We start from the raw sequence: 7,873 nt of genomic DNA on the forward strand, positions 1-7,873 counted from the left end.
CAGAGGAAAGCTCAGGAAGGAAGACAAAGCCATGACCAACGCCGTAATTGCCGGATATGTCCGGTCACCCTTTACCCCGGCCCGTAAAGGGGCCCTTGCCAAGGTTCGTCCTGACGACCTTGCGGCACAGGTCGTCAAAGGTCTGGTCGAAAAGACCGGTATTGACCCCAACGCGATCGAGGATTTGATCCTTGGCTGCGCCTTCCCCGAGGGTGAACAGGGCTTCAACGTTGCCCGCCTGATCACTTTTATCGCTGGCCTGCCGCGTTCTGTTGGTGGTGTGACGGTCAACCGTTTCTGCGGTTCTTCGATGCAGTCGATCCATCAGGCGGCTGGCGCAATTGCGATCGGGGCTGGTGATGTCTTTATCTGTGCCGGCGTTGAAAGCATGACACGGGTTCCGATGATGGGCTTTAACCCGCTGCCCAATCCGGAACTTTATAAAGCCATGCCCGAGGCCTATATGGGCATGGGCGACACGGCCGAAAATGTTGCCGCCAAATACAGCCTGACCCGTGCTGATCAGGAAGCTTTTGCGGTCGAAAGCCACAAACGCGCCGCGAGCGCACAAGCGGCTGGCAAATTCACTGATGAAATCATCCCGATCCAGACCAAGGATGGTGTTGTTTCCGAAGATGGCTGCATCCGCGCAGAAACAACTGCCGAAGGCCTGGCCGACCTCAAACCGGCCTTTAAGGCAGACGGTGTTGTGACTGCTGGGACGTCGTCGCCGCTGACCGATGGTGCGTCGGCTGTTCTGGTGTGCTCCGAAGAATATGCCGCCAAAAACGGCCTGACGCCGATTGCACGCATCAAGTCGGTTGCGGTTGATGGCTGCTTACCGGAAATCATGGGGATTGGCCCGATTGGCGCATCGAAAAAGGCGCTTTCGCGGGCGGGCCTGACCTCGGCCGATATTGATGTCACCGAACTTAACGAGGCCTTCTCGTCCCAGGCCATGGCAAGCATTTCCGATCTGGGTCTGGATGGTGCCAAGGTCAATATTGATGGCGGTGCACTGGCAATTGGTCACCCGCTGGGTGCGACCGGGGCCCGTATCGTTGGCAAGGCCGCCGCAATCCTCAAACGTGATGGCGGCAAATATGCGCTGGCATCCCAGTGCATTGGCGGGGGTCAGGGGATCGCGACCATTCTGGAGGCGATGTAATGACCACCATCAAACAGGTCGCCGTTATTGGCGCCGGTGTTATGGGGGCGGGGATCGCTGCCCATATCGCCAACTCGGGGACACCCGTCCTGCTGCTTGATATCGTGCCCGAAGGGGCCAAAAACCGTAATGCGGTTACCGAGGGCGCGGTTGCCAAGATGCTGAAAACCGACCCGGCACCGTTTATGTCCAAACGGGTTGCCAAGCTGATCACGTGCGGCAATATCGAGGATGACCTTGATAAGATCGCCAAATGTGACTGGGTGATCGAAGCCGTTATTGAACGCCTTGATATCAAGCAGGATCTGTATCGCAAGATTGATGCGGTCCGTGCCAAGGGATCGGTGGTGTCATCAAACACATCGACCATTCCGCTCGCAACCCTGATTGACGGGATGGACGAAAGCTTCGCACAGGACTTCATCATTACCCACTTCTTCAACCCGCCGCGCTATATGCGCCTGCTGGAGCTGGTTGGATCAGGTGTCACCCGCGATGGTGTGATTGATGCAGTTGCCGATTTTGCTGATCGCAAACTGGGCAAGACCTGTGTCACCTGCCATGACGAACCGGGCTTTATCGCCAACCGTCTGGGCGTCTACTGGATTCAGGCCGCCATGGTTGAGGCCATGGACCGCAAACTGACGGTCGAAGAAGCCGACAGCGTCATTGGTCGCCCGTTTGGTATTCCCAAAACCGGCGTCTTTGGCCTGATGGATCTGGTGGGTCTTGATCTGATGCCCCATGTGCAATCAAGCATGGCCGGCCTTCTCGATAAATCCGATCCGTTCCATGCGATCTATCGCGAAAGCGAACTGGTCAGCAAACTGATTGCCGATGGTTATACCGGGCGCAAGGGCAAGGGTGGTTTTTACCGCCTGAACCGCGAAGGTGGTCAGAAGGTCAAGGAATCGGTGGATCTGCAAACCGGTGAATTCGCCAAATCCGAAAAGGCGCGTTTGGGCAGTGTCCGCGCCGCTGGCAAAGATCCGCGCAAGATGATGGAAGCATCTGACAAGGGTGGCCAATATGGCCGCGCTGTCATGGGCAAGACGCTGGCCTATGCGGCCTTTATTGCCGAGGCGGCTGCGAATTCCATCGTCGATGTCGATGATGCGATGAAGCTGGGTTATGCATGGAAAACTGGGCCGTTTGAACTGATTGATGCCATTGGCGTTGATGCCCTGATTTCGATGCTCGAAGAAGACGGCGTTGAAGTCCCGGCATTGCTGAAAAAGGCCGCAGGCAAGTCGTTCTACAAGGTCAAGGATGGTGAGCTTTATTACCTTGGCTTTGATGGCGAATATGCCAAGGTCACCCGCCCGGATGGCGTCATCCTGCTTGAAGATATCAAACGCAAATCCGAACGGGTTGCCGGCAACCGTGCAGCATCGCTTTGGGATATCGGTGATGGCGTTGCCTGCCTTGAATTCCATACCAAGATGAATGCGCTTGATTCCGATGTGCTTGGTGCGATCAAAACGTCGATCCGGACTGTCAAAAAGCAGTTCAAGGCAATGGTCATCTATAACGAAGGCAGCAATTTCTCGGCAGGCGCCAACCTTGGTCTGGCCCTGTTTGCCGCCAATATCGCCGCCTGGCCAGAGATTGAAAACCTCGTTGAAACCGGTCAGGAAACCTACAAGGCGCTGAAATATTCGCCCTTCCCGGTCGTCGGTGCACCTAGCGGCCTGGCCCTGGGTGGCGGGTGTGAGGTCTTACTTCATTGTGATGCGGTTCAGGCACACGGGGAAACCTATATCGGGCTGGTTGAGCCCGGTGTGGGTCTGATCCCGGCCTGGGGCGGTTGCAAGGAAATGATCCGTCGTTGGGCGGAAAATCCCAAATTCGTCAAAGGCCCGATGGCCCCAAGTGCCAAGGCGTTCGAGATCATCTCGGTCGCGACCGTTGCCAAATCGGCGATGGAGGCCAAGGAAAACCTGTTCTTCCGCGAAACTGACGGCATCACCATGAACCGCAACCGTTTGCTGGCCGATGCCAAGGAACGCGCGCTGTCTATGGTCGATGGTTACGAGGCCCCCGAAGAATTCACCTATCGCCTGCCGGGCGAAGCGGCGCGGGTTGCCTTTGAAATGGCGGTCGATGGCTTCCACCGTTTGGGCAAGGCCACCGATTATGACCGCGTGGTTGCCGGTGAACTGGCAAAGGTTCTGGCCGGTGGTGACACCGACGTGACCGAGGAACTTTCCGAAGACGACATTCTTGAACTGGAACGCGAAGGCTTCATGCGTCTGGTCCGTAATGAAGGCACCATGGCCCGGGTTGAGCATATGCTGCTGACCGGCAAGCCGCTGCGAAACTGACCGGTCCGGGAGGAAACAGAAAATGGCTGAATATAAAGCACCCCTGCGCGACATGCGCTTCGTCCTGACCGAGCTGTTTGATTACAGCGATATCAATCAGATGCCCGGTTGCGAGGATTTTACCCCTGATGTGGTCGATGCGGTTCTCGAAGAGGCCGCGAAAGTCTGCGAAGAAGTCCTCTTCCCGATCAACCGGTCGGGCGACGAGGAAGGCTGCAGCTGGGATGACGGCGTCGTCACAACCCCCAAAGGTTTCAAGGAAGCCTACCAGACCTTTGCCGAAGGTGGCTGGACCGGGATTGCCTGTGACCCGAAATATGGCGGTCAGGGCGCGCCGAAATCCATCAATGCGCTGGTCGAGGAAATGATCTGTTCGACCAACCTGTCCTTTGGCATGTATCCGGGTCTGTCCTTTGGCGCCTATGCCGCCCTTCACAGCCACGCATCGGACGAACTCAAGGACAAATTCCTGCCCAAGATGGTCGAAGGCACCTGGTCGGGCACCATGTGTCTGACCGAACCGCATTGCGGCACCGATCTTGGCATCATCAAGACCAAGGCCGAACCCCTTGATGACGGGTCCTATGCAATTTCCGGCACCAAGATTTTCATCTCCGCCGGGGAACATGACCTGACGGAAAACATCATCCATCTGGTTCTGGCCAAGCTGCCTGACGCCCCAAGCGGCACCAAGGGCATTTCGCTGTTCCTTGTCCCGAAATTCATGGTGGGCGATGACGGATCACTTGGGGATCGTAACGCGGTCAAATGCGGTTCCATCGAACACAAGATGGGCATCAAGGCATCATCGACCTGTGTCATGAACTTTGATGGCGCGGTCGGCTATCTGGTCGGTGAACCCCATCAGGGCATGCCCGCCATGTTCACCATGATGAACCAGGAACGCCTTTCGGTTGGTATTCAGGGTCTTGGCCTTGGCGAAGCCGCCTATCAGGGTGCGCGTGCCTATGCCAAGGACCGCCTGCAGGGCCGTGCCCTGACCGGTGCAAAATCCCCCAACCAACCTGCCGATTCCATCATCGTGCATCCCGATGTGCGACGCATGTTGCTGACGGCAAAGGCAACCAATGAAGGCTGCCGGGCGATGGGTATGTGGGTGGCACGCGCACTTGATACTGCCAAACACCACGAAGATCCGGTCAAACGCGAAGAGGCTGACGAATTCGTCCAGCTGATGACCCCGATCGTCAAGGCGCTGTTCACCGACTGGGGCTTTGACAACACCAACCTTGGTGTTCAGGTCTTTGGCGGGCACGGCTATATCCGCGAATGGGGCATGGAACAATATGTCCGTGATGCCCGTATTGCCCAGATTTACGAAGGCACCAACGGCATTCAGGCGCTTGACCTTGTTGGCCGCAAAATGCCGACCAAGGCGGGGCGGTATCTGCGCCGTTTCTTCCATCCCGTGCAGGAATATATCGAAGCCAATGTCTCGAACGGCGAGCTTGGCGAATATGTCCAGCCACTTGCCAAGGCCTTCATGCGCCTGCAACAGGCCACCGGCGAACTGGCCCAGCGCGGGATGAAAAACCCCGATGAAGCCGGTGCTGCCGCCACCGAATTCCTACGTCTGTTTGGTCTGGTTGCCGTCGGCTTCATGTGGGCCCGGATGGCGGAAATCGCACTCGCCAAACAGGGTGATGACGAAGACGGTTTCTATAAGGGCAAGCTGATCACGGCCAAGTTCTATATGGAACGTGTGCTTCCGCAATCAGGTGCCCTGTTCAGCCAGATCATGTCGGGATCCTCGACCATGATGGAACTGGACGAGGAGCTGTTCTGATCATGGCTGTGGGCCGCATGCATAAAGACCCGTCACCCGGATACGGAGCATTGTCGTGAACCTGATTTTCCGACTGATCCGCGTGGTGATCCTGTCCCTGTTGCGGCCCCGCCTGCATCCGCTTGATCCATCGACCCTGCATTTCCGGGCCTGGCCGCTGGATCTCGATATCAATGTGCATATGACCAATTCGCGCTATTTCGCATTGATGGATCTGGGGCGAACCGAACTGATCATGCGTAACGGTATTGCCAGACAGATGATCAAACGCAAATGGCAACCGGTCGTGTCAGGGTCGACCATGCGCTTCAAACGCGCGATCAAGCCGTTTCAGAAATTCAGCATCGAAACGCAGGCGCTCTATTGGGATGAAAAGGGGTTCTATCTTGAACAACGTTTTGTCTCGCACGGCAAAACACTGGCCCTTGGCGTGGTAAAGGCGGTCTTTGTCGGCCCTGATGGCATCGTTGCCCCCGACGTTATCTGTCGGATGGTGGGCGCCGATGAAACGTCCCCTTCCATGCCCGACTGGCTTGCCGGATGGCCCGATATGGAAACCGCGATTGAAGCGCGATTGGCGATTTAACACACACCAGAAACCGGAAAACCGGGACGAATGCGGGAAACCCGCAGAGGAGGAAACACCATGGCATCCGATGACGCTGTATTGCTCTACATCACCGATGCGGTCGCAACCATTACGCTCAACCGCCCGGATCGCTTGAATGCCCTTGATCAGGCAATGGTTAGTGGATTGTCTGCCGCCATGGACAAGATCGAAGCCAACATTTCTGATATCGGGGCTGTCATCATCGAAGGATCAGGCGGCACGTTCATGGCCGGTGGCGATGTGAAGTTCTTCCATCAGGTGTCAAAAGGCCCTGTCGAAGACGCCAGATCCCTGATCGACGCATTGATTGATCGGGTTCATGACATCGTTTTGCGCATCAATGCCCTGCCCCGCCCGGTGATTGCCAAACTTGATGGGGCGGTTGCCGGTTTTGGCATCAGCCTGATGAATGCCTGTGATTTGGCAATTGCCACCGAAGACACCGTTTTCACGCTGGCCTACATCCATATCGGCACCTCGCCCGATGGCGGTGCGACCCATTCGCTCCCCCGATTGGTCGGTATGAAAAAGGCCAAGGAAATCGCCCTGCTTGGTGATCGGTTTGGCGCGGATGAAGCCCTTGATTGCGGCCTGATCAACAAGGTCGTCCCGGCCAATCTGCTGGCATCAGTTACCGCAAAACACGCCACGCGACTGGCGACTGGCCCGCGCGATGCGATTGCGCGCACCAAGGCACTGCTGAATGCCGCCCCCGAGGCCGACCTGCAAACGCAACTGAAAGCCGAAGCCAAATCATTTGGCGATTGCGCCACGAGTGCTGATTTCCGCGAAGGTGTCGCTGCCTTTGTCGAAAAGCGCACGCCACGTTTTGGCAAATCATAAGAAGAATTCAGGGAAGAATTTGATGACGAGTCTTAAAGGCAAAACACTGTTTATCACCGGCGCTTCGCGTGGCATCGGCAAGGAAATTGCCCTGCGTGCGGCCCGCGATGGGGCCAATGTCGCGATCATTGCCAAAACCGATGAACCGCACCCCAAGCTGCCCGGCACCATCCACAGTGCAGCCGCCGAGATCGGGGAAGCTGGTGGCAAGGCCCTGGCCCTTAAAACCGACATTCGCGATGAAGACCAGATTGCCATGGCGGTTGCCAAAACCGTGGAGACGTTTGGCGGGATCGATATCCTGATCAACAATGCCAGCGCGATCAATCTGACCCCGACGCTCGATACCCCGATGAAGCGGTTTGACCTGATGCATCAGGTCAATACCCGTGCGAGCTTTGCCTGCGCACAGGCCTGCCTGCCGCATCTTGTGAAATCGGACAATCCGCACATCCTGACCATGTCACCACCGCCCAACCTGTCGCCGCAGTGGTTTGCCAATCACACGGCCTATACGATTTCAAAATACGGCATGAGCCTGATCACCCTTGGTCTGGCCGCGGAATTTGCCGATCAGGGTGTGGCCGTCAATTCGCTTTGGCCCGTCACGGTGATTGAAACAGCAGCACTGAACATGATCCCCGGCCTTGAACAGGGCCGGGCGCGCACGCCACAAATCCTGGCCGATGCGGCCCATGCGATCCTGACCGCCCCCGCACGTGATGTCACGGGCGGCTTCTTTACCGATGAAAGCGTGTTGGAGGCCATCGGCATCAGCGATTTCGAACACTACAACCTGACACCGGGCAAACCACCCTATCCGGACTTCTTCCTTGAGCTTGACCGCAACGGAAAGAACGATCCGCAGGTTGCAAAACTGCTTACGAAACTGGGCCGCTTTCACAAAGCGGCCTGACCGTCATGGCGCCGGGGAAGTGTGTGCCTCGGCGTCTTGTAGGGGCCTGATTTTACGGCTGTGGATGATCTGCGCTGGAAATCGGGCTCTCTCGCCCGCTGAACTCAACCCGCCCTTTGTGGCGGGTTCTTTTTTTGCCCGAACATCATGGATGCCGCACACATAAAGGCACCGCCACAGGGGAGAATGGCGGTGCCGCCTTCGC

General features: G+C 57.0%; 6 protein-coding genes. All 6 read left to right on the forward strand.

Annotated elements, in window-relative coordinates:
- The first annotated feature begins 31 nt into the window (after positions 1 to 31).
- The 6 genes from B2R48_RS17145 to B2R48_RS17170 are packed head-to-tail and all read left to right on the forward strand — an operon-like array spanning position 32 to position 7,668.
- On the forward strand, positions 32 to 1,168 hold the full coding sequence (locus B2R48_RS17145) for a thiolase family protein (protein ID WP_062956942.1): 1,137 nt from the start codon (positions 32 to 34) through the stop codon (positions 1,166 to 1,168).
- On the forward strand, positions 1,168 to 3,492 hold the full coding sequence (locus tag B2R48_RS17150) for a 3-hydroxyacyl-CoA dehydrogenase/enoyl-CoA hydratase family protein (protein ID WP_297002925.1): 2,325 nt from the start codon (positions 1,168 to 1,170) through the stop codon (positions 3,490 to 3,492). The genes B2R48_RS17145 and B2R48_RS17150 overlap by 1 nt, the downstream gene beginning before the upstream one ends.
- A gap of 22 nt (positions 3,493 to 3,514) precedes the next feature.
- Positions 3,515 to 5,299, forward strand: a complete 1,785-nt coding sequence (locus tag B2R48_RS17155; RefSeq protein ID WP_297002928.1) for an acyl-CoA dehydrogenase C-terminal domain-containing protein — start codon at positions 3,515 to 3,517, stop codon at positions 5,297 to 5,299.
- Between the two features lie 55 nt (positions 5,300 to 5,354).
- Entirely contained in the window at positions 5,355 to 5,885 is a 531-nt protein-coding gene (locus B2R48_RS17160) for an acyl-CoA thioesterase (RefSeq protein ID WP_297002931.1), read from the forward strand.
- 60 nt (positions 5,886 to 5,945) lie between these two features.
- Positions 5,946 to 6,752 (forward strand): enoyl-CoA hydratase/isomerase family protein, encoded by an 807-nt coding sequence (locus B2R48_RS17165; protein ID WP_297002934.1) that lies wholly within the window; start codon positions 5,946 to 5,948, stop codon positions 6,750 to 6,752.
- A 22-nt stretch (positions 6,753 to 6,774) separates the two neighbouring features.
- Entirely contained in the window at positions 6,775 to 7,668 is an 894-nt protein-coding gene (locus B2R48_RS17170; RefSeq protein WP_297002937.1) for an SDR family oxidoreductase, read from the forward strand.
- The last annotated feature ends 205 nt before the right edge of the window (positions 7,669 to 7,873 follow it).

Source organism: Thalassospira sp. UBA848 (genome assembly GCF_002295455.1).
Taxonomy (GTDB): Bacteria; Pseudomonadota; Alphaproteobacteria; order Rhodospirillales; family Thalassospiraceae; genus Thalassospira.